The sequence below is a fragment of the Lentzea sp. NPDC059081 genome (assembly GCF_042738015.1).
GTDB lineage: Bacteria > Actinomycetota > Actinomycetes > Mycobacteriales > Pseudonocardiaceae > Lentzea.
The window spans coordinates 74,648-93,760 of sequence record NZ_JBHYGW010000009.1; the positions used below are offsets into that span (position 1 = coordinate 74,648).

The 19,113-nt window shown below is 72.1% G+C and carries 19 protein-coding genes; 11 read left to right on the plus strand and 8 right to left on the minus strand.

Features of this window, described 5'->3' with window-relative positions; all coding sequences use genetic code 11:
* Positions 1–249: 249 nt before the first annotated feature.
* Positions 250–1,227 carry an amidohydrolase family protein gene (locus ACFWV3_RS21440; RefSeq protein ID WP_382413166.1) on the minus strand — a complete coding sequence of 326 codons (978 nt, stop codon included), beginning with the start codon at positions 1,225–1,227 and terminating at the stop codon, positions 250–252.
* 139 nt (positions 1,228–1,366) lie between these two features.
* Between ACFWV3_RS21440 and ACFWV3_RS21445 the strand changes: the two genes are divergently transcribed.
* Positions 1,367–1,816 carry a MarR family winged helix-turn-helix transcriptional regulator gene (locus tag ACFWV3_RS21445; RefSeq protein ID WP_382413167.1) on the plus strand — a complete coding sequence of 150 codons (450 nt, stop codon included), beginning with the start codon at positions 1,367–1,369 and terminating at the stop codon, positions 1,814–1,816.
* Here the strand turns inward: ACFWV3_RS21445 and ACFWV3_RS21450 are convergent.
* The 3 genes from ACFWV3_RS21450 to ACFWV3_RS21460 are packed head-to-tail and all read right to left on the minus strand — an operon-like array spanning position 1,789 to position 5,174.
* Positions 1,789–2,790 carry a terpene synthase family protein gene (locus ACFWV3_RS21450; RefSeq protein ID WP_382413168.1) on the minus strand — a complete coding sequence of 334 codons (1,002 nt, stop codon included), beginning with the start codon at positions 2,788–2,790 and terminating at the stop codon, positions 1,789–1,791. The genes ACFWV3_RS21445 and ACFWV3_RS21450 overlap by 28 nt on opposite strands.
* Positions 2,787–4,133 carry a cytochrome P450 gene (locus ACFWV3_RS21455; RefSeq protein ID WP_382413169.1) on the minus strand — a complete coding sequence of 449 codons (1,347 nt, stop codon included), beginning with the start codon at positions 4,131–4,133 and terminating at the stop codon, positions 2,787–2,789. The genes ACFWV3_RS21450 and ACFWV3_RS21455 overlap by 4 nt, the downstream gene beginning before the upstream one ends.
* A gap of 39 nt (positions 4,134–4,172) precedes the next feature.
* Complete coding sequence (locus tag ACFWV3_RS21460) at positions 4,173–5,174, minus strand: polyprenyl synthetase family protein (RefSeq protein WP_382413170.1); 1,002 nt, start codon at positions 5,172–5,174, stop codon at positions 4,173–4,175.
* Positions 5,175–5,347: 173 nt separating this feature from the next.
* Here ACFWV3_RS21460 and ACFWV3_RS21465 point away from each other — a divergent pair, with 173 nt between their 5' ends.
* On the plus strand, positions 5,348–6,706 hold the full coding sequence (locus ACFWV3_RS21465) for a hypothetical protein (protein ID WP_382413171.1): 1,359 nt from the start codon (positions 5,348–5,350) through the stop codon (positions 6,704–6,706).
* A gap of 4 nt (positions 6,707–6,710) precedes the next feature.
* Here the strand turns inward: ACFWV3_RS21465 and ACFWV3_RS21470 are convergent, their stop codons facing one another.
* Positions 6,711–7,571, minus strand: a complete 861-nt coding sequence (locus ACFWV3_RS21470; RefSeq protein WP_382413172.1) for a hypothetical protein — start codon at positions 7,569–7,571, stop codon at positions 6,711–6,713.
* Between the two features lie 68 nt (positions 7,572–7,639).
* Complete coding sequence (locus ACFWV3_RS21475; RefSeq protein ID WP_382413173.1) at positions 7,640–8,710, minus strand: amidohydrolase family protein; 1,071 nt, start codon at positions 8,708–8,710, stop codon at positions 7,640–7,642.
* Between the two features lie 76 nt (positions 8,711–8,786).
* On the opposite strand from ACFWV3_RS21475, the gene ACFWV3_RS21480 reads away from it, so the two are divergent.
* From ACFWV3_RS21480 to ACFWV3_RS21495, 4 genes are read left to right on the plus strand one after another with little or no spacing between them, the layout of a single operon-like run.
* On the plus strand, positions 8,787–9,311 hold the full coding sequence (locus tag ACFWV3_RS21480) for a MarR family winged helix-turn-helix transcriptional regulator (RefSeq protein ID WP_382413174.1): 525 nt from the start codon (positions 8,787–8,789) through the stop codon (positions 9,309–9,311).
* A 4-nt stretch (positions 9,312–9,315) separates the two neighbouring features.
* Positions 9,316–10,197, plus strand: a complete 882-nt coding sequence (locus tag ACFWV3_RS21485; protein WP_382413175.1) for a LysR family transcriptional regulator — start codon at positions 9,316–9,318, stop codon at positions 10,195–10,197.
* 57 nt (positions 10,198–10,254) lie between these two features.
* Positions 10,255–11,349 carry a tartrate dehydrogenase gene (locus tag ACFWV3_RS21490; protein WP_382413176.1) on the plus strand — a complete coding sequence of 365 codons (1,095 nt, stop codon included), beginning with the start codon at positions 10,255–10,257 and terminating at the stop codon, positions 11,347–11,349.
* Positions 11,350–11,359: 10 nt separating this feature from the next.
* The gene (locus ACFWV3_RS21495; RefSeq protein ID WP_382413177.1) at positions 11,360–12,001 is read left to right on the plus strand and encodes a LysE family translocator; all 642 of its coding nucleotides are present in this window, start codon (positions 11,360–11,362) and stop codon (positions 11,999–12,001) included.
* A 6-nt stretch (positions 12,002–12,007) separates the two neighbouring features.
* Here the strand turns inward: ACFWV3_RS21495 and ACFWV3_RS21500 are convergent, their stop codons facing one another.
* A complete protein-coding gene (locus ACFWV3_RS21500; protein ID WP_382413178.1) occupies positions 12,008–12,577 on the minus strand; it encodes a TetR/AcrR family transcriptional regulator in 570 nt (189 codons plus the stop codon).
* A gap of 78 nt (positions 12,578–12,655) precedes the next feature.
* Here ACFWV3_RS21500 and ACFWV3_RS21505 point away from each other — a divergent pair, with 78 nt between their 5' ends.
* Positions 12,656–13,957 carry an NADH:flavin oxidoreductase/NADH oxidase family protein gene (locus ACFWV3_RS21505; RefSeq protein WP_382413179.1) on the plus strand — a complete coding sequence of 434 codons (1,302 nt, stop codon included), beginning with the start codon at positions 12,656–12,658 and terminating at the stop codon, positions 13,955–13,957.
* A 12-nt stretch (positions 13,958–13,969) separates the two neighbouring features.
* Here the strand turns inward: ACFWV3_RS21505 and ACFWV3_RS21510 are convergent, their stop codons facing one another.
* The gene (locus tag ACFWV3_RS21510; RefSeq protein ID WP_382413180.1) at positions 13,970–14,881 is read right to left on the minus strand and encodes a LysR family transcriptional regulator; all 912 of its coding nucleotides are present in this window, start codon (positions 14,879–14,881) and stop codon (positions 13,970–13,972) included.
* 242 nt (positions 14,882–15,123) lie between these two features.
* Here ACFWV3_RS21510 and ACFWV3_RS21515 point away from each other — a divergent pair, with 242 nt between their 5' ends.
* The 4 genes from ACFWV3_RS21515 to ACFWV3_RS21530 are packed head-to-tail and all read left to right on the plus strand — an operon-like array spanning position 15,124 to position 19,100.
* On the plus strand, positions 15,124–16,413 hold the full coding sequence (locus tag ACFWV3_RS21515) for an MFS transporter (RefSeq protein ID WP_382413181.1): 1,290 nt from the start codon (positions 15,124–15,126) through the stop codon (positions 16,411–16,413).
* Complete coding sequence (locus ACFWV3_RS21520; protein WP_382413182.1) at positions 16,410–17,387, plus strand: phosphoglycerate dehydrogenase; 978 nt, start codon at positions 16,410–16,412, stop codon at positions 17,385–17,387. Before ACFWV3_RS21515 ends, ACFWV3_RS21520 begins: the two co-directional genes overlap by 4 nt.
* A complete protein-coding gene (locus ACFWV3_RS21525) occupies positions 17,387–18,790 on the plus strand; it encodes an acyclic terpene utilization AtuA family protein (protein WP_382413183.1) in 1,404 nt (467 codons plus the stop codon). The genes ACFWV3_RS21520 and ACFWV3_RS21525 overlap by 1 nt, the downstream gene beginning before the upstream one ends.
* A complete protein-coding gene (locus ACFWV3_RS21530; RefSeq protein WP_382413184.1) occupies positions 18,783–19,100 on the plus strand; it encodes a DUF4387 domain-containing protein in 318 nt (105 codons plus the stop codon). Before ACFWV3_RS21525 ends, ACFWV3_RS21530 begins: the two co-directional genes overlap by 8 nt.
* Positions 19,101–19,113: the final 13 nt, after the last annotated feature.

Below are 19,113 nucleotides of genomic sequence, written 5' to 3' on the forward strand. Positions count from 1 at the left end.
GTCACGAGCCGTGCCCAGCACTCGCCCGGCTTGGGACGGGACCCACCCCACCCGAACCGCACCACCTACACAACAGCAAGCCGCCCAACCCGAACAGGCGTGCCATCACCCCGCCGAGGGCGCTGGGGGTCTTTGATCAGTTGGCGGGGTCCGGGGCAGAGCCCCGCGCCTGAAACAGGAACCCGCCCACCCAACGCGACCACCAGGACAACCCACGCCACCAGAGCCCGAAGATCCGCAGGACACCCCCTAGCCGATCTCGAGGCCGAAGAGCGCCGCCGCGTTGGCGGAGGAGAACTTCCGCCGGTCCTCGTCGGAGCCGAAGTGGCCGAGGAAGGTGTCGATCTCGTCCCGGCCCGGGTGCTGGAACGGGTAGTCGGTGGAGAAGATCAACCGGTCGGCCGTGGTCACCGAGAGGGCGTGCCGGAGCAGTGCCGGGTTGAGCATGCCGGACGCGGTGATGTGGAAGTTCGTCCGGACGTAGTGCGAGACGGGATGCTTCAGGTCGCCGACTCGCGACAGGCTGTCGGCCCGGTCGAGCCAGAACAGCAGCATCTCTCCCCAGTGGCCGAGCACGACCTGGAGCGCGGGGTGCCGGTCGAAGGTGCCGCGCAGGATCAGCCGGAGCGCCGCGGTCGCCGCGTCGAGGTGCCAGCCCCACCCGAAGGTCGCCAGGGCCAGGTCGGTGAGCTCGCCGAAACCGCGGTAGGAGGCGTCGCGCACGGCGTCCGAGGGGATCTGCGGGTGGAGGAAGACAGGCTGGCCCAGCTCCGCCGCCGCGGCGAAGAACTCGTCGTAGGCGGGATCGTCGAGGAAGCGGTCGCCGGAGCGCCCGTAGACCATGGTTCCGACGTGGCCGAGGCCCTTCGCGCGCACGAGCTCGCCGACGACGTGCTCCGGGGCGGACAGCGGCACCGTCGAGAGCGCCCGGAACCGCGTCGGGTGCCTGTCGACGGCCGCGGCGGCGATGTCGTTCGCGGTGCGGCTGTGGCTGACGGCCTGCTCGGGCGGTAGAGCCTGCGTTCCGGGCGGAGTCAGGGCGAGGACGGAGACGTCGATGCCCTGGGCGTCCATGGTGGCGATACGCCCCTCGTCCAGGTCGGCCAGCCGCTGCGAGTGGTCGCCCATCTCGTTGAACGCAAGGCTTTCGTCCGGATGCGGCAGGTCGCCGAGAGCGGTCGTGAGGGCCGGGTGGATCCAGTGCTCCTCGATGGCGACAAGTGTCACGGTCGGGTCCTTCGAGCCACAGCCCCTGCAGGGCTTCGGAAGATAGCTATCGAATGACAGCAAAACTACGCCGCCTCTCGATTACCTGTCAACCGATAGCATTCACGGGACAGCACCCGCCGACGAAGGGCCCTGACTGATGGACGAGGAGCAGACGTCGAGGCTGTTCGAGCTCGCCGACCTGGTGCTGGCGGTGGGCAGGCACATCGCGGCGTCGAAGCAGGCCGAGGTCGAGTCCGGCACCCCGTTGCAGGGAGCCGTGATGCGCTACATCGACCGCAACCCGGGCACCTCCGCGAGCGCGGCCGCGGAGGCGACCCAGCTGATCTCCAGCAACTTCAGCCGGGCGGTGCGAGGACTCGAAGCGGCCGGCCTGGTGCGGCGCGACGTCGACCAGCACGACGCGCGCCGCGTTCGCCTCTACCCCACCGAGAAGGCGCAGGAGAACCTGCAGCGGCTGCGGGCCACGTGGAGCCACCTGCTCGAGGGGACGGTCACCGACGACGGGGAGATCGACGCCACGATCGCGACCCTGCGCAAGATCGAAGCGCGGCTGACCGGTCAGACGACGATGAGGTCGTCCGGATAGCCGTGGGTGGGCACATCAGCACCCAGGTCGTCGACCTCGTACCGTTCGACGGCCTGGTGCCAGCTCAGCTGACCACGCATTCCCGCAGCCACGTTGGACGCGTAGTCCGCGACGATCGCAAGATCAACCTGCCCCTCCCACTTCGCCAGCAACCTCTCACGCGCCGACTCGAAGACACCCACCTGCTCCGCCACCAGCTCGGCCACGTGGTCGACAGCCGCCTGGACCGTGCAGCGGAACTGACGTTGGACGATGAAGACAGCGTTGTGCGGATAGTCGGTCAGGCGTTCGCGCGGTGCCGAGAACACGTCGTTGACCATGGCGATGTGCAGCGACCCGGCCGTGCGCACTTCGTGCAGGACCGGGCAGTCGCGCACCGGCTCCGGCAGAACGGCCGGAAGACGCAGCTCGTCCAGGTCCCACAACCAAGGCGTGCCGACGGAGTACATCCGCTTGGGCAGGTAGTCGTCCAAAGTGGGCAGACGGTCCTGCGCTGTCAGCTTCGCGTCGTCCGCGTAGGACCGCAGGAACAGGCTGAAGTCGCGGACGAAGGCCGAGCGCCACTGTTCCGTCGTGCCGAGAGCCGTCTCTTCCCACAGGGAGGCAAGGGCTTCCGCCGCCGCACCTCGCACGGGTGAGGGGCGCCCGTGCAGGAGGTCGACCAGGCCCTCGACGGCGACGGCTCGACGTTCGACGTCGCTCAGGGCGCCGCCCTCGTCCAGGAAGTCGTCCAGCGGGAACGTCAACGCCAGCCACTTCAGGCCCAGGGTGAGCTCGTCCAAGCCGGCTCGTGGCCAGATGTAGGCGCCGGACAGGTCGGCGCCGCTCCTGCGCAGCCGTTCGCCGGCCGCGGCGGTGGGGGCCAGACCTGTTGCCCGCACCCAGTCCCACATCGCCGCGGAGGCCTCGTCGAGGTGCGGGTTGCGTTCTTCGGGGAACGGGGCCGGGAAGTGCGGCATCACGAGGCCGGTCACCGGGCGCTCACCGGGGCGGGTGTCCTGCGTTCGGCGATCATCATCACGCGGTCGGGCCTGGTGGCTCCGGTGGTGATCTCCCTGACCACGCGGTCCGACTGCGGGCGCAGGCGCCAGCGGCCGCAGATCACCGCCAGCGCCAGGGTGATCTCCAGGACGGCGAAGTTGTCGGCGATGCACTTGCCGCCTCCGACCGAGAACGGGAAGTACGCCCCCTTGGGCAGGTTCCTGGCCGCGTCGGTGCCCCAGCGGTCCGGGTCGAACCGGTGCGGGTCGGGGTACCAGCGGCGGTTGCGGTGCAGGGCGTAGGGGCTGAGGATGATCTCCGCGCCGGCGGGGAGCTCGTAGTCGCCCAGGCGGGTGGGGGCCAGCGTCCGTCGCATGTAGACGGCCACGGCGTGCAGGCGCAGCACCTCCAGGACCAGCCTGCCGGTGTGCACGAGCGCGGGCAGGTCGGAGGCGTCGGGCAGACGGCCGCCCAGCACCTCGTCCACCTCCGCGAAGATCCGCTCCTCCAGGTCGGGCCTGGTGCCGATGTGGTGCAGGGACCACGACAGCGCGGCGCTGGTCGTCTCGACGCCGCCGACCGCCATGGTGATCACCTGGTCGTGGATCCACCTGTCGGACATGGGGTTGCCGTCGTCATCGCGCAGCGCGAGCATCATCGACAGCATGTCGTCGACCTCCTGCCCGGACGCGCGGTACGCGGCGATGGCGTCGTCGATCGACCGGTCCATCTCGTCGATGGACCGGCGGTAGCGCTTGTTGGCCGGCAACGGCAGGCGCTGCCACGCGCCGGGGACCAGCGTCCTGGTCAGCACGCCGCGCATGACGACGGGCAGCCGTTGCTGGATGGCGTCGGCCGCCGCGTCGCCGAGGTCGGAGGCGAACAGCATGCCGTTGACCACGCGCGCGGTGAGGACGTGCATCGCGTCGTCGATCCGGATCGGCGTGCCGGGTTGCCACGAGTCGGCCACGCCCGCGGCGACGGCGGCCATCATCGGCGCGTAGCTCGGGACCTTCTGGCGGTGGAACGCGGGCTGGAGCATCCGGCGCGCCTCGCGTTGCGGCCGGCCGGACACGGTCGCGAGCCCCCGCCCGAGCACGTCGGACATCTTGTCGGACAGCCGGCCGCGCACGTAGTGCTGCTGTTCGGAGACCAAGATCGCGTGCACGAGCTCGGGCGTGGTCGGCAGGTACGCGGGCATTCCCGCCATGTTGATGCGAACCAGGTCGCCGTGCTCCACCAACGAGATGAGAAAGTCCGTCCGATGCCGGGCGAGTTGCAATGCGTGTCCGATGAATGGAAGTGCGCCGGGTGCGTCAGGAATGTTTTTCGGCATGAATTCCGCTTCCGCTTCGACTGTGCTGGCGTTGTTCGGTCAGTGGTCCCGGCCGACGACCAGGGCGGTCAGGCCGGCGAGCTTGCCGGCGGCCTCCTGGCCGGGGGCGACGGCCTGGAGCGCCTGGTCGGCCAGGGCGAGGTGCTCGACGGCCTGGCGCTCGCACCAGGCGCGGCCACCGGCTTCGACCACGAGCCGGGTGCTGCGGCGGACGTCCTCGGCGGTGTAGGGGTCCTCGCGGTGGTAGCGGGCGGCGAGTTCGGCTCCGGCCGGGGTGCCGGAGGTGAGGGCGGCGACCACGGGCAGCGACTTCTTGCGCACCACCAGGTCCGCGCCCACCGGCTTGCCGGTCAGCGCCGGGTCGCCCCAGATCCCCAGCAGGTCGTCCGCCGCCTGGAACGCGATGCCCAGGTGGCGCCCGAACGTCCGCAGGTGCTCGGCCTGGGTGGTGTCGCCGCCGCCGGACAGCGCGCCGAGCGCGCACGCGGCACCCATCAACGCGCCGGTCTTCCCCTCGGCCGCCAGCAGCGACTCCTCGCGGGTGACGTCGGCGCGGTGTTCGAACGAGGAGTCCGCGAGCTGGCCGACGATCATCTCCTGCACGGCGCTGACCAGCACCGGCTGCCCGCCGGGCGGACCGGAGCCGGCCACCGTCCCGATCCCCAGCGCGAGCAGCGCGTTGCCCGCCAGCACCGCGGCGGCGGTGCCGTGCTCGTGCCAGACGGTCGGGCGGTGCCTGCGGGTGGCGTCCTGGTCGATGAGGTCGTCGTGGATCAGCGAGAAGTTGTGGACCAGCTCGACCGCCACCGCGGCGGGCACCGCCTCCCGTGCCGTGCCACCGACCGCCTCGGCGCAGGCGAGCGTCAGCGCCGGGCGCAGGAGCTTGCCGACGGCACCGGTACCGGCCCCTGTCCAGCCGAAGTGGTGGCGCACCAGACGGCGCGTGGCGGGAGGCAGGCCGTCCACCTGGTCGCGCAAGGGGGAAAGGACGAGCTCCCTCGCTTGCCGCAACGGTTCACGAATCGTCTGAACAGTGGTCACCGGGTCAGGATGACCTTGGTCCCAATGGCGGAGAAAGGGAGCGAAACCCCGGCGAACTTCCCGGCGAAGTCATGCGCACCGACAGCGAATCGCGAAAGTCGCATTGCATGATCACAAGGCACGATCGGGGGGTGGTAGAGATGAGGACAGGTGCTGCCCGTCGAAAGGCCGGTATGTTCGAGGAATCGTCGGGGACCGCATTGCGGACCTGGTTCGACCGCTCCGGACTCAGCAAGATCGCCCTGGCGAAAGCCGTCACGACGCTGGCGGTGGAGACCGGTCACCACCAGATCAGGCCCGACGGCTCGCGGGTGCGGCGGTGGCTGGACGGCGAACGGCCGCGCGACCCGGTGCCCGGCCTGCTGGCCCAGGTCCTCTCGTGCCACGTCGGGCGCCCGCTGACGCCGGAGGACCTCGGCCTCGGGCGCGGCGCGTCCGACAACACCCGCTACCGGGGGCCGCTGGAGATCATCGACGGCATCCAGAACGCCACCAGGGCCGACCTCACCCGCCAGCCCTGCGACAAGGCCTCGGAGGCGGACGCGACGAAGGTGCTGCCCGCCCTGGAGAGCTGGGCCTACGCGCCGTCCCGGCAGCTGGCCAGGAGCAGCGGTGCCGGTGAGCTGGGCACGGCCGACGTGGCGCGGATGGCGGCCTTCACGGCGATGTTCCGCGAGCTGGAGAACAGGTTCGGGGGCGCGAGCATGCTGAACACGGCCACCGCGCACCTCGCCACCGCGGCCCGGCTGCTGCGCGAGGGCACCTACCGCGAACACGTCGGACGACAGCTGCACGCGGAACTGGCGGACCTCGCGGGCGTGGTGGGCTGGGCGGCGCACGACGCGGGCAACTACCCCGCCGCCATCCGCTACCTCACCCTCGGGGTGCAGTCCGCGCGCGAGTCCGGCGACCGCGGCCTCACCGCGCACCTGTTGCAGTGCCTGGCCCGGATCTGGGGCCACGTCGGCGATCCCGCCCGTGCGAGCGACTGCCTGGGCCTCGCGCTCTACGGCGCCCGCAACGCCAGTCCGGTGCTCCGGGCCGGACTGCACTCCCTGGACGCGCGGTTCGCCGCACTCATGGGTGCCGAACGGGAGGCGTTGCGTTCCGTGCACCACGCGCGCGAGATCTTCGCCGACGGCGACGACCAGGACGTGCCCTCGTACGCGAGCTACCTCGACTACGCCGAACTGGCTTCCACGCTCGGTGAGGTCCTGCTGCACCTGGTGCACAACACCGGGCGCCTGACCCACGCGCCGCTCGCCATCGAGTTCCTGACCGAGGCGTCGCAGGGCCGCGCCGAACCCCGGATCCGCTCGCGGGTGTTCGACCACGTCGGACTGGCGCGCGTCCAGCTCGCCGCCGGTGAGCTCGACGGCGCGTGCGACAGTGCCGAGGAGGCTTTGCGCATCGGCGCGGGGCTGTCGTCGGCCCGCGTGCGCAGGCGCTACACCGAACTGGCCGGGGAGACCGCCGGCCATTCCGACAGCCGTCTCCCCGCCTTGCGGGAACGCCTGCTCGGCGCGGCCTGACGACTCACGCCCGCAGGCCGGCCTCCGCCTTCTTCCGCTCCTTCGGCCGGGTGTCGGCCGAGTAGTGGGCGACCGCGATGGCTCCGGCGATGGCCAGGACGAACCCGATGGTCGCGGCGGTCATGAACCCGTCGCGGACGCGGTCGTCCAGGTAGACCAGCCCGACGAACGACGAGAGCGCCGTGTTGGTGGTGAACATGACGGCGGTGACCCCGGTCGGGCCGCCCTTCTGCAGCGCCATCGCGAACACGACCGCCGCGGCGAACCCGTTGAGGACGATCGCCCACGCCGCCGGGTCCAGGACGATCCGCCAGACGGTGTCCGGGAAGTCGAGCGTGCGCGCGGCGATGCCGACGACGCTATAGGCGACACCGGCGCCGAACGCCAGCGCCACCGTCGCCCAGACCTGATGGTGGCGCCGGGCGTAGGCGGCGATCGCCAGCACCGGGACCGCCATGCCCACGAGGAGCCAGCGCCACTGGGGCGGCAGGGCCTGGGCGGGACCGGGCTCCGCGGACACGCCCAGCAGGACCAGGCCGACCGCCCCGACGGCCAGCGCGCCCCACCCGGACGCACGCAGGTGCGCGCCCATGAACGCGCTGATCGCGGCGGTCACACCGACGCTGAACGCGAGCATCGACTGGACGAGGAACAGCGGCAGCCGGTGCAGCGCGGCGGCCGCGAAGGCGAACCCCAGCATGTCCACGCCGAGGCCGAGGAAGTACAGCCACTGACGCCGCAGGGCGATGAGATCGAGAGATCGTCCGCCGTACGCGCCCGCCCGCCGGACACCTATGGCCTCCAGGATCGAACCACTGCCCGATGCCAGGGTCGCCAGCACGGCGAGGAGGTAACCCAGAGCCATTCGTCCATTGTGTCAGCCGGTGTCCCCGGCGCTTGCGACATCCCCGGTGAGAGCGCCCCAGGACGTGCTCAGCGGACGCGCTCCCCCGCGATCCAGACGCCCGCGACGGCCCTGGCCGCGGTGATGTCCCCGGTCGGGTCGCCGTCGACGAGGAGCAGGTCGGCGCGCTTGCCCGGCTCGACGACGCCCCGGTCGTCGAGGCCGAACGTCAGCGCGGCGAGGCTGGTAGCGCCGCGCAGCGCCTCCACGGGGGTCAGCCCGGCCTCGACCAGGAGGGCGAGCTCGTCGTGCATGGACTCGCCGTGCTTCGGCGCGAACGGTCCCACCGCCGAGGCGTTCGCGTCCGTGCCGACCAGGAGCCGGACGCCTGCCTCGCGCAGCTTCGCGACGGTGTCGCGGGCGTGCTCGTACCGGAGCCCCGCCGCCGCGCGCAGCTCGGCGACACCGCGCATCATCACCAGCGTCGGTGAGCTCACGACCCCAAGTTCGTGCATGCGCCGCACTGTGTCGTCGTCCAGGACCGCGTCCAGCGGCGCGTGGGTGCTGACGTCCACGCCTGCCTCGACCGCGACGCGGAAGGCGCCGGTCGTGACCGAGTGGGCCACGACCAGGAGCCCGTGGCCGTGCGCCGCCGCGACGATCGCGTTCACCGTCGCCTGGTCCATGCCCTCCGGCGGGGCGGCCTCGGTGATGATCTTGATGAAGTCGGCACCCTCCGCCACACGGCGTTCCACGAAGGCACGCCCCTCGTCCGGGGTCGTGATGACGCCCTCGGCGGGGAAGCCGGGCATCTTGGCGTGGCCTCCACCGGCACCCGCGGCCGGTGTCGTCGCGGTGAAGATCTGCGCGCCCCCCGTCTGCCGGCGCATCTCGGCCACGAACGAGCTCGGCCACGTGCCCATGTCCAGCCCGGTCGTCACTCCCCACCTGGCCAGGTCCAGCAGGTCCGCCCGGCCGCGCACGGTGTGCACGTGCGCGTCGACGAGCCCCGGCAGCAGCACCTTGCCCGCGCCGTCGACGACCACGTCCGGAGGCTCCTCGGCGGTGATCCGCTCGCCTTTCAGGCAGACGCGCCGGGGTTCGGAGAGCCCGTCCCCCGTGAACACGCGGACGTCGTCGATCGCGGTCACCGTCGCCACGCCATCTCCTCATCTAGATTTCTTGAAAGCTTTTTTGAAAGCTATCACGAAAGCTCAGGCCGTGTAGAGTGCGGCCGTGGCCCACGACCGGTCGGACGGCTCCCCCGACGCGCACCTCACGCTGGCCTTCTCCCAGCACGTCGTGCGGCTGCAGAGCGTCCTCGAGCAGACCATCGCCCCGGCGCTGGCGGAGCAGGGCCTGACACCCGCCGAGCTCGACGTGCTGGCGACGTTGCTCTCGGTCGGCGCCCCCCACCAGCGGCGGCCGAAGGAGCTGGCGAACCACCTGCTGCTGACGACCGGCGGGCTGAGCAACGTCCTGCGCCGGCTCGAGGCACGGGGACTCGTGTCCCGCGTCCCCGACCCGGCGGACCGGCGCAGCCACAACGTCGAGCTCACGGCGAGCGGCCTCACCACCGCCCGGGCCGCGACGAAGGCCGCGACCACCGCACTGCACCGCACCCTCGCCGTGGTGCCGGCGGACACGCTGGAGGGCACCCTGCGGCAGCTGGCCTCCGTGCTCGGCGCGGTCGACGGCGCCAGGAGCGGCCTCGTGGTCGGCCGACCGGCCGCGCGGGCCGAGTCAGCGGGCGGTGACTAGCCGGATGGACGTCCGGCAGTTGCGCTACTTCCTCGCCGTCGTGGACCACGGCAGCGTGAACAAGGCCGCGGCCGTCCTGCACGTGGCGCAGCCGTCGTTGTCGCAGGCCATCCGGGCGCTCGAACGCGAGCTCGGGATCAACCTGTTCCGCCGGGTGGGCCGCAGGCTCGTGCTGACCGACGCGGGCAGGGCCCTGATCGGCCCCGCCAGGCAGGCCGTGCGGGTCCTCGCCGCCGCCCGCGCGAGCGTCGAGGAGGTGGGCGGTCTGCGAGCCGGCAGGGTCGAGATCGCCGTGATGCCGTCGCAGTCCGTCGAGCCGCTGGCCCGGATCATCAAGGCGGTCACCGAGAAGCATCCCGGTCTGTCCATCTCGGTGCGCGCGGCCTCGACGGCGGACGACGTCGTCGACCAGGTCCGGAGTGGACGGACGGAGCTGGGCCTGCTCGGCACGAACGCGCCGCTGACCGACGCGCGGGTGGGGGTCCACCGGATCGGCCGGCAGCGGTTCGTGCTGGTCTGTCCCGCGGACGGGCCGTTCGTGCCGGGCACCGTCGTGCGCGACGAGGACCTCGCCGGGCAGCGGCTGATCGTCGGCCAGCCCGGCACCGGCATGCGGCGCGTCGTCGACGAGATCCGGGCGGCGGGCGTGGACCTGACCGAGGTCGTGGAGACCGAGCAGCGGGAGGCGATCCTGCCGCTCGTGCTGGGCGGCGTCGGGATGGCCGTCCTCGCCGAGTCCTGGGCGCCGCTCGCCCGTCAGGCCGGCGCCCTCGTGCTGGCCGTCGAACCCGCCCGGCACCTGCACCTCGCGCTGGTCAGCGACCCGGGACCGCTCACCCCGGCGGCCGCGGCGTTCCTGGACGTCGCTCATAGCCTCAGCCTCTAACCCTGGTCGGATCCACGTCTTGGACGTGGTCGCGCACCGGGTGGTGTGATCGCACGCATGGTCACGCATCGCATCGCGCTCATCCCGGGAGACGGCATCGGGCAGGAGGTCACGCCCGCCGCGTGCCGTGTCCTCGACGCCGTCGGCCGCCGGCACGGCATCGCGTTCGTCTACGACGAGTTCGACTGGTCCTGTGCCCGCTACACCGAGCTCGGCGCGATGATGCCCGCCGACGGCCTCGACCGGATCCGCCACCACGACGCGGTCCTGCTCGGCGCGGTCGGCGACCCGTCGGTGCCCGACCACGTCTCGCTGTGGGGCCTGCTGATCCCGATCCGGCGCACGTTCCGGCAGTACGTGAACCTGCGCCCGGTCAAGGTGTTCGAGGGCGTCGACAGCCCGGTGCGCGGTGCGGCCGCGATGGACCTGGTCGTCGTCCGGGAGAACGTCGAGGGCGAGTACAGCGAGGTCGGCGGCCGGTTCGGGCGGGGTTTCCCCGAGGAGATGGCCGTGCAGGAGTCGGTCTTCACGCGGACCGGGGTGTCGCGCATCGCCGAGTACGCGTTCACGCTCGCGGCCGGGCGGCGCAAGCACGTCACGTCCGCGACCAAGTCCAACGGAATCGTGCACACGATGCCGTTCTGGGACGAGGTCGTCGCCGAGACCGCGTCGTCCCATCCGGACGTCCGATGGCGAGCCGAGCACATCGACGCGTTGTGCGCCAAGGTGGTTCTGGACCCGGCGCGCTTCGACGTCATCGTCGGCTCCAACCTCTTCGGCGACATCCTGAGCGACCTCACCGCCGCCGTCGCGGGCAGCATCGGCATCGCGCCGTCCGCGAACATCAACCCCGAGCGCGACTTCCCGTCGATGTTCGAACCCGTCCACGGCTCCGCGCCCGACATCGCGGGCCGGGGCGTCGCGAACCCGCTCGGCGCGATCTGGACCGCCGCGCTGATGCTCGACCACCTCGGCCACGCGGAAGCGGCCGCCGAGGTCGAACGGGCGATCGCGGACGTCCTGGCGAAGACCCCGGTCCGGACGCCCGATCTCGGCGGCACGGCCACGACGGACGCGTTCACCGCGGAGGTGCTGGAACAGCTGTCGCTGGGCGCTCTGCTGACCTACGCGGCTCCGGGCGCCACCGGTTAGCCTGGCCGGTGTGCCCGTCAACCCGAGCCTGGCCGCCGGCTTCCTGCTCCTGTCGGCGCTGCTGTCGGCGATCCCCGGTCCCTCGGTCCTGCTGGAGACCAGTCGCGCCGTGACGCGCGGCAGACGGCCGGCCATGTGGATCGTGCTCGGCAACGCCGTCGGCGGGCTGGTGCTGCTGGGCCTGGTGCTGGTCGGCCTCGGCGCCGTGATCGCGGCATCGGCGCAGCTCTTCCTCGTGGTGAAGATCGCGGGAGCGGCCTACCTGCTCTGGCTCGGCGTGCAGTCGCTGCGGGGAGCGCGCCACGCCGAACCCGAGCCACCGGCCGAGTCGGCGACCGGGGCGTCGTTCACGGGGATCGCGGCGGCACGCCAGGGGTTCGCCGTCGGCGTCGCCAACCCGAAGAGCATCGTCTCGCTGATGGCGATCCTGCCCCAGTTCGTGGACCACGACCTCGGCCACCCGGCTCTGCAGATGCTCGTCATCGGTGTCCTCGGCGCGGTCGCGCAGGCCCTCATCGAGACCGTCTGGGTGGTCGCCGCCGGGTCGCTGCGCACCTGGTTCCGCCGGCGGCCGCGGCGCCTGCAGTACCTCAAGGCGGGTGGTGGCGTCGCCATGATCGGCCTGGCCGGGAAGCTCGCCGTCGAGCGTTGACCCGCCCTACCGGCCGGCGGTGAGCGTGGCCTGGACGGTTGCCCGCACGAAGTCGTCGACGGTCTGGTGCGGCGCCGGCTTCACCGACCCGTCCACCAGCAGCAGGGTGAGCCCCTGCGCGAGCGCCCAGACCCCGGCGCAGAGCGCGTCCGCCGCGGCACCCCCGGTGGTGATGGCCACGCTGCCCGCCACCACCGCCCGCACCGCCTCCTCCGCGGCACGGACCTGCGGGTCGTCACCGCACATGTGGGCCACGGTCAGCCGGTACAGCCCCGGATGGGCCAGGGCGTACCGGACCGCGGCCACCGTGATGGCGACGATCTCGTCGCCGTGCGCGGCCGTGGTCGCCGCGGCGATCATGCTTTCCTTCACCTGCTCCAGGCTGTGCACGGCGAGCGCGGCGAGCAGTGCGGCCTTGTCCGCGTAGTGGTTGTAGGGCGCGTTCGGTGACACACCGGCCTTGCGCGCCACGGCGCGCAACGACAGCTGTTCGGTGCCCGATGCCTCCACCAGTTCCAGCGCGGAGGCCAGCAGGCTCGCCCGCAGATCGCCGTGGTGGTAGCCGACGCGACTCATCTTGACAGTGTACACATCACCTGAGCTATGTTGACGACGTCCACAATATGTACGACGTCAACATTGCGAGGCGCCACCGTGACCGAGCTCGGCACACCCCTGGAACTGGCGAGCGGAGGGCTGCTGCCCAACCGGATCGCGAAGGCGGCGATGGAGGAGTTCCTCGCTGCCGACGGGCAGCTGCCGGGACCAGGTCTGGAGGTGCTGTACCGGCGGTGGGCCGCGGGCGGCGCGGGGCTGCTGATCACCGGGCACGTGATGGTGGACCACAGGTCGCTGGCCGACCCCTCCGACGTCGTCCTGGAGGAGGACACGCCGCTGGAGCCGTTCCGCCGGTGGGCCCGCGCGGCGCGGTCCGGTGGCGGCCAGGTGTGGATGCAGATCAACCACCCCGGCCGCGTCATGTCCGCCGACATGCCCGGCGCGGTCCGGTCGGCGTCCGACGTCGCCGTCAGCCTCGGCCGGTACTCCCGGCTCTACCGGCGGCCGGAGCCGATGACCGCCGCGGACGTCGCGGAGACCGTGCGGCGGTTCGCGGCCACCGCGCGGATGGCGGAGTCCGCGGGGTTCGACGGCGTGCAGGTCCACGCCGCGCACGGGTACCTGATCAGCCAGTTCCTGTCACCGCTCACGAACAGGCGCACCGACGAGTGGGGCGGGGACCTGCGCAACCGCGCCCGCCTGCTGCTCGACGTCGTCGCCGCCATCCGGCGCGAGGTGGGCAGCGGGTTCGCCGTCGCGGTGAAGCTGAACACCGCGGACTTCCAGCGCGGCGGCTTCGACGCCGAGGACGCGGCACGGGTCGTGTCGATGCTCGCCGAGTCCGCCGTCGACCTGGTCGAGCTCTCCGGCGGCTCCCTGGAGAGCCTGGCCACCAACGGCAGCACCGCGGACGGCAGCACCCTCGCCAGGGAGGCCTACTTCCTCGACGCGGCCGCCTCGATCCTGGACGGCGCCGCGCTGCCGATCATGATCACCGGAGGCATCCGCCGCCGCCCGGTCGCCCACGACGCACTGGCCCGCGGCGCCGCCGTGGTCGGCATGGCGACCGCGCTCGCCGTCGACCCGGACCTGCCGCGTCACTGGCTGCGCGGCGACGAGGCCGACGCCGGGCTCACGCCCGTGCGGCTGCGGGACAAGGCGCTCGCCGCGGCCGCGACCCAGGCGGCCGTGCGGTGCCACCTGTCCCGGCTGGGCGGCGGGAAGGGCGCGCCGGCACCGCGACCGCTCCTGGCGCTGGTGCGGGAACGTCTGCGCCGCCGCGGCGCGCTCCGCCGGTACCGCGCGTGGTTCTCAGGCAGGGAAGACCAGATGGCAGCGAGCGGGAAGCGGGGCGCCGGCGGGCACGCGTCACCCGGCAGTGCGAACACCCCGGGCTGACGGTCCCACCCGCTACCGCGCCCTGCGTCCCAGCCGCCCTGGCAGCCGCCGCGCCAGGTGCTCGACCAGCCTGCTCACCCTGCGCGGCACGTGGCGGTCGTCGGTGAACAGCGCGTAGATGTCCGCGGCCGGAGTCGGCACGTCGGGCAGGACGCGGACCAGCTCGCCGCTCTCCAGGTGGGGCCGCACCTGCCACTCCGAGCGCATCACCACGCCACGGCCCTCCAACGCCCACAGCGTGACCACGTCACCGTCGTTCGTGGACAGTCCACCGCGGACGCGCAGCTGGTGCGTCGCGTTGTCGTCGCCGAACCGCCAGACGTCGAAGTCGCCCTCGTTCTCGCGCAGCACGATGCAGTCGTGGTCGGCCAGGTCGGCCACCGTCGCGGGGGTGCCGCGCCGCGCGAGGTAGGAGGGGGCGGCGCACGGGATGCGGCGGTTCCTGGCGAGGCGGCGCATCCGCAGCGTCGAGTCGGCGGGCACGCCCACGTGCACGGCCAGGTCGAACTCCCGGCGGTGCGGGCGGAGCGGGAGGTCCGAGGTGCTCAGCTGCAGGTGCAGCTCCGGGTGGTCGCCGCCGAACTCGCTCAGCAGCGGGGCGACGTGCGTGCGGCCCAGGCCCAGGGTGGCGTGCACGACGACGGACCCGCGCAGGGCGTCGGAGCTGTCGCTGACCTCGTCCTCCAGCTCGCGGATCTGGTCGAGGATCGTGCCGAGGCGGGCCGAGTACAGCTCGCCCTCCGACGTCAGCACGAGCCGCCGGGCTCCCCGCTGCACCAGGCGGACGTTGAGCCGTGCCTCCAGGGCGCTGAGGCGCTTGCTGACCGCCGGCAGGGAGCTGCCGAGCTCGCGCGACGCCGCGGTGAGCGTCTCGCTCGCCGCGATCACCTGGAAGAACCGGAGATCGTCGATGATGTCGTTCATCTGTTCCCGCCCGCTCTGCTGACGCCGCACCCTTTCCGCTCGCGAAAGGCTACGTTGTCCGCCGCGGCCTTGTGACGGGCGTGGGCCCCGTCCACAGTGGAGACGTGCGCCGAGCGGCCGGAGTCGACGGCCCCCAATTCGGCGAGGCGTCACCTGAGACGCCGGAACACATTCATTCTCCGAGTGAACTGGACAGCATGCCAATCAGCACGGTGAAACCGTGGACAGCGAAAGGCGACCCCATGGCCGTGGTCGGCTCCGCGCGGGCGGAGAAGACGGAACCACCGAAGTTCCGGCGCATCACCTTCTACGTGGCGCTCGTGGTCTTCGCACAGGAGGTCACCTGGAACTTCTTCGACGCCCAGGTGCCGCCGCTGTTGCGCGAGCACATCTCGAGCGTCGCCGTCGTCGGGCTCCTGATGGGGGCGGACAACCTCCTGGGAATCTTCATCCAGCCGTGGATGGGCAACCGTTCCGACAACACCCGGACGGCGTGGGGAAGAAGAATTCCGTTCCTCGTCGCCGGAATGCCGGTGGCGGCACTGCTGTTCCTGCTGATCCCCCTCAGCGCGCATTCGCTGCCATTCCTGCTGGGCGTCATGCTCGCCTACGCGGTGGTGTGTAACTCCTTCAAGCCGGTGGCCGAATCGCTCCTGCCCGACTTCATCGGACCGGAACGCCGCAGCCGCGCCAACGCGGCGGTCAAGTTCGCCGCCGGAATGACGGTCATCGTCTCCGCGCTGATCAGCACCCTGCTCGTGGACGACCACCCGACGCTCGCCTTCGCGATCCCGTCGGTCCTGATGCTCGCCTCCATCGCGGTGGTCGGCTTCCGGGTCCGCGACAGCCACTCCCCCGCCTACCGGACGGCCCTCGAGGAGGACGGCGCGCGCAACGACGACGACACCGCCACCGTCCGGGTGCGCGACATCGTCGCCGACATCCTGCGCGACCGAGACCGCAGCCGGCTGCTCTTCATGGTCGGGATCCTGTTCTTCGGCAGCGCGTGGGCCGCGCTGCGGGCGCTCATCACGCCGTTCGGTCAGGAGGTGCTCGAGATGTCCCGCGGCACGGCCGGCGGGCTGACCCTCCCCAGCGGCGTCGCCTTCCTGCTCGCCGCCTTCCCGGTGGCCCTGCTGGCGGAACGCTTCGGGCGCCTGCGGGTCATGCTCGGCGGGATGACGCTGTTCGTGGTCGCGATGGTCATCGGCACCGCGTGGCAGGCACCGGCCGGTGCCTACACCGCACTCGCACTGGCCGCGGTCGGCGCGTCGAGCTTCCTGATCAACGCGGTCGTGGTGCTGTGGAACCTCGCGCCGTCGACCCGCGTGCTCGGCACGTACACCGGGCTCTACACGGTGGGCTGGGCGGGCGGCGCGTTCGTCGGACCGGCGCTCGTCGGCGCCATGGTCGACGTGACGGGCTGGCCCTTCCTCATGGTGAACACCGCGGTCGTCGCCGCGGTCGCGATCCTCGTCGTCGGGCGCGTGCACGTGCTGCAGCGCCGCAACGGAACGGCTGGTGCGCTGTGACCCGTGTCCTGGTGACCACCGACTACCTGCGTCCCGGTGACGAGGTGGACCGGTACCTCCGCGGCGCCGGGCTGGACACCGTGCACCGGCCGCCCACCGGCCCGCGGCAGCCCGACGAGCTCGTCGAGGCTCTCGGCGGGATCACGGCGGCCCTGATCGGCAACGAGCCGATGACCGCCGACGTCCTCGCCAAGGCCACCGACCTGCGCGTCGTCGTGCGCACCGGCGTCGGGTACGACTCGGTCGACGTCGAGGCGGCGACCCGCCTGGGCATCTCCGTCAGCAACCTGCCCGGCATCAACGCGAACGCCGTCGCCGAGTACACGTTCGGCCTGCTGCTCGCCGCCGCCCGGCGGCTGGTGCAGACCGCGACCGGGGTCGCCGCCGGGACCTGGCCGCGCGCCGACGGCTACGAGCTGCGCGGCGCGACCCTCGGCCTGGTCGGCTACGGCGCCGCGGCACGGGCGGTCGTGCCGCTCGCGGCCGCGTTCGGCATGAACGTGGTGTGCGTGACCGGTGTGCCACCAGACCAACGTCTTGACCCCCGCGTCGAGTTCGTCGACCTTCCCGAGCTCCTCACGCGCTCCGACTACGTCTCGCTGCACACCGCGCTGACGCCGCGAACCCGTGGGCTCATCGGTGAGGCGGAGCTCCGGCAGATGCGGAGCACTGCGGTGCTCGTGAACACCGCGCGCGGCGGCGTCGTCGACGAGGCCGCGCTCGTGGCCGCCGTGCGCGACGGCGTGATCGCGGGCGCGCACCTCGACGTCGTCGCGCAGGAACCGTTGCCCGCGGACAGCCCGCTGCGCGGCGTGGACGGGATCGTCGTCTACTCGCACCTCGCCGGGCAGACCGCGCAGGCCCGTGCCGCCGCCGGGATGGAGGGAGCGGTGGAACTGGTCGCCGCTCTCGAAGGCAAGGCGCGGCACCGCGTGAACCCCCAGCCCACCGCCGACCGATCGGCGCACCCCTGATGACCACACCTGGAGAGACCACGATGGACAACCGGCCGGCGGACGCGGTCCGGGTGCTCGCTCCCACCGGAATGCTGGGCAGCGGCTTCCCCGAGAGCACGATCGAACGCGGGCTCGAGCTCGGCGCCGACGTCATCAGCGTGGACGGCGGGTCGACCGACAGCGGGCCCCACTACCTCGGGTCCGCGAGCTCGAAGTCCACGGCGCAGGCGGTCAGGCGCGACCTCCGCCTGCTGCTCAGGGCCGCCGCCACGGCGCACATCCCGCTGATCGTGGGCTCCTGCGGCACCAGCGGCACCGACCGCGGCGTCGACTGGGTCGCCGCGATCGCCGCGGAGGTGATGACCGAGGAGGGCATCGACCTGCGCGTCGCGCGCATCTACAGCGAGCAGGACGCGGCGCAGCTCAAGGACGACCTCGCCGCCGGACGCGTGAACCAGCTCGCCCCGGCGCGGGAGCTCGACCAGGAGACGCTCGAGAGCTGCACCCACGTCGTCGGCGTCATGGGCCACGAGCCGATCGTCGAGGCGCTGCGGGCCGGCGCCCAGGTCGTGCTCACCGGGCGCGCCACCGACACCGCGCTCGCGGCGGCCTACCCGCTGATGAAGGGCATGCCCGCCGGTCCGTCGTGGCACGCCGCGAAGATCGTCGAGTGCGGCGGCCTGTGCACGACGAACCCGCGGCTGGGCGGCGTGCTCGCGTCCGTCGACGCCACGGGGTTCACGATCGAGCCGCTGAGCCCGGACGCCGCGTGCACCCCGATCTCGGTGGCGGCGCACATGCTCTACGAGACGGTCAACCCGTTCGAGATGCGCGAACCCGACGGCACGCTCGACGTGCGCGACGCCGTCTACACCGCGGTCGACGACCGCGTCGTGCGGGTCGAGGGCTCGCGGTTCCACGTCGCCGACCAGTACACGATCAAGCTGGAGGGCGCCCGGATCTCGGGGTACGAGACCGTGTCGTTCAGCGCGATCCGCGACCCGCTCCTCCTCGGCCAGATCGACTCCTGGGCGGGCTTCCTCCGCGAGATGATCGTCAGCCGCGTCCGGCAGACGCTGGAGCTCGACCCCTCCGAGTACGACTTCGACGTGCGTCTCTACGGGCACAACGCGGTGCTCGACGAGCTGGAGCCGGACTCCGCGCCGCCCAAGGAAGTCGGGGTGATGCTCGTGGTGAACGCCGCGGACCAGGCGACGGCCACGGCGGTCGCCAAGGTGGCCAACCCGTTGATGCTGCACCTGCCTGCCCACGACATGGACTACCTGCCCAGCCTGGCGTTCCCCTTCTCCCCGGCGGAGATCGAACGCGGACCCGCCTACGAGTTCGTGCTCAACCACTCCGTCGACACGACGCCCACCGCCCTGTTCCGCACCGAGACGGGAGTGCCCGCCCGTGCCTGACACCCTCGCCGACCTCGCTCTCGAGGTGCGGTCCAAGAACGCCGGCCCCTTCTGGGTCACCATGGAGCTGTTCCTGCGCGACGCCGCGGGCTACGCGGTCGCCGCGGACGAGTCGTTCCTCAACGAGCGCGTCGTGGGCGAGCTCTACGGCATCGACGCCGGCACCGTGCAGATCTTCCGGGTGCCGTCGCTCAACGTCGTGAAGATCTCCTACCCGCGCCCGGTCAGCCAGGGCTCGCTGCGCGACCGCGACATGCACGCCGGACAGCACCACGTCCCGTTGGCACGCATGGAGGTGCCGGTGCGGTGAGCCGGACGGATGG